Source organism: Burkholderia sp. Se-20378 (assembly GCF_017104665.1).
In the GTDB taxonomy this organism is placed as follows: domain Bacteria; phylum Pseudomonadota; class Gammaproteobacteria; order Burkholderiales; family Burkholderiaceae; genus Burkholderia; species Burkholderia lata.
In genome coordinates, this window is record NZ_JAAGPG010001115.1 from 1 (window position 1) to 1,016 (window position 1,016).

Annotated in this window: 1 protein-coding gene and 1 pseudogene; both read left to right on the plus strand. The window is 70.9% G+C overall.

Annotated elements, in window-relative coordinates:
* Positions 1-9: 9 nt before the first annotated feature.
* Positions 10-825: a thiazole synthase gene (locus G3N93_RS40470; RefSeq protein WP_011350714.1), complete on the plus strand. Its 816-nt coding sequence runs from the start codon at positions 10-12 to the stop codon at positions 823-825.
* Positions 822-1,016: pseudogene (locus tag G3N93_RS40475) on the plus strand (thiamine phosphate synthase); the annotation flags it as partial. The gene G3N93_RS40470 and the pseudogene G3N93_RS40475, both read left to right, overlap by 4 nt.

Genomic DNA, 1,016 nt, shown 5'->3' on the forward strand with positions numbered 1-1,016 from the left:
TAAAACGACATGACGTCCCTCACCTCCGCCGACGCGTTGACGCTGTACGGCGAAACCTTCGCAAGCCGCGTGCTGATCGGCACGTCGCGCTATCCGTCGCTGCAGTCGCTGTCCGATTCGATCGCCGCGTCGCGGCCGGGGATGGTGACGGTCGCGCTGCGCCGCCAGATGACGGGCGGCACGGCCGAAGCCGGCTTCTTCGACCTGCTCAAGCGCCACGCGGTGCCGTTGCTGCCGAACACGGCCGGCTGCCAGACCGTCGCCGAAGCGGTGACGACCGCGCACATGGCGCGCGAGGTCTTCGGCACCGACTGGATCAAGCTCGAACTGATCGGCGACGACTACACGCTGCAGCCCGACCCGGTCGGCCTGATCGAAGCGGCCGCGCAACTGGTCAAGGACGGTTTCAAGGTGCTGCCGTACTGCACCGAGGATCTGGTGATCGGCCGGCGCCTGCTCGACGTCGGCTGCGAGGCGCTGATGCCGTGGGGCGCGCCGATCGGCACGGGCAAGGGCGTCGTGAACCCGTACGGCCTGCGCGTGCTGCGCGAACGTCTGCCCGACGTGCCGCTGATCGTCGACGCGGGGCTCGGCGTGCCGTCGCATGCGTGCCAGGTGATGGAGTGGGGCTTCGACGGCGTGTTGCTGAACACCGCCGTGTCGCAGGCCACGCACCCCGAAATCATGGCGCGCGCGTTTGCGCAGGGCGTCGAGGCCGGCCGTGCCGCGTATCTCGCCGGGCCGATGGATGCGCGCGAGACCGCACACGCGAGCACGCCGGTCGTCGGGATGCCGTTCTGGCACCAGGACGGAGGCGGCGCATGAGCGCGCGTTTCGCCGATGCATTCTGGCCGCCGGCCGACGAACTGGCCGAAGCGGCCGAACGGATTCGCGCGCGGCTCGGCGACTGGCCGGGCGGTGCGGCGCCGTGGCGGCTTTGCGTTGCGGTGCCCGATGTGCCGGCCGATGGCGACGTGCTGATCGTCTCGTCCGGCGACCGTGCCGCGCAGGCGCGC

Excerpts from the sequence above, each read along its gene's own strand:
- G3N93_RS40470 (WP_011350714.1), top strand. The coding sequence starts at position 10 with ATGACGTCCCTCACCTCCGCCGACGCGTTGACGCTGTACGGCGAAACC.